The organism is Mycetohabitans sp. B2 (assembly GCF_021733735.1).
GTDB classification, from domain to species: Bacteria; Pseudomonadota; Gammaproteobacteria; order Burkholderiales; family Burkholderiaceae; genus Mycetohabitans; species Mycetohabitans rhizoxinica.
Genome location: NZ_JAHKSP010000111.1, coordinates 1 through 552, shown reverse-complemented (window position 1 = coordinate 552; position 552 = coordinate 1). Strand labels below are relative to the sequence as shown.

The window sequence follows — 552 nt, the reverse complement described above, 5'->3', positions numbered from 1 at the left end:
CTGAGCTGGTCGCGGGCAAAACGTGCGGCCTGCTCGCGCAGCGCGATTCGTCGTTCATCAAGCTTGTTTGGCATCGCACTGACGCTCCAAAAGTTGATAGTGGGTCTTGCCCGTTGAGGTGCGGGGCAGATCAGGCAGGTAACGGAATTGGTCGGGCACCATGTACCGTGCGAGTCGGTTGTAGCAGAACTGACTCAAATCTGTTGGGCAGAGTGGGGCATCGCGGGCCACGACAAATGCCGTGATGGTGGTGTTCCCGTCGGAACCGGAGCTGACCACTGCACAGGCGGTCAGTTCAGGGTGGGCGGCCAGGCATGATTCAATCTCATCCAACTCAATCCGGTATCCATGACGCTTAATCATACGATCAAGCCGCCCCAGGAAGAGGTAGCCTTCGGGCGAGGCGCGAACGATGTCCCCGGTGTTGTACCAGGAGTATGCCGAAGATGGCCGCGAGCGTGTGCGCGCTTTTGCGCATGAAAAGCCCGACCCGATCCCCTGCAACGACCCCCTTGCGATGAAGAAAAACGGCGATCCTATCGGCCGCAGCGG

At 59.6% G+C, this 552-nt stretch carries 1 protein-coding gene; it reads right to left on the bottom strand.

Annotation, left to right across the window (positions count from 1 at the left end; genetic code table 11):
* Positions 1–57: 57 nt before the first annotated feature.
* Positions 58–333 carry an AMP-binding enzyme gene (locus KPG66_RS16940; protein ID WP_237071615.1) on the bottom strand — a complete coding sequence of 92 codons (276 nt, stop codon included), beginning with the start codon at positions 331–333 and terminating at the stop codon, positions 58–60.
* Positions 334–552: the final 219 nt, after the last annotated feature.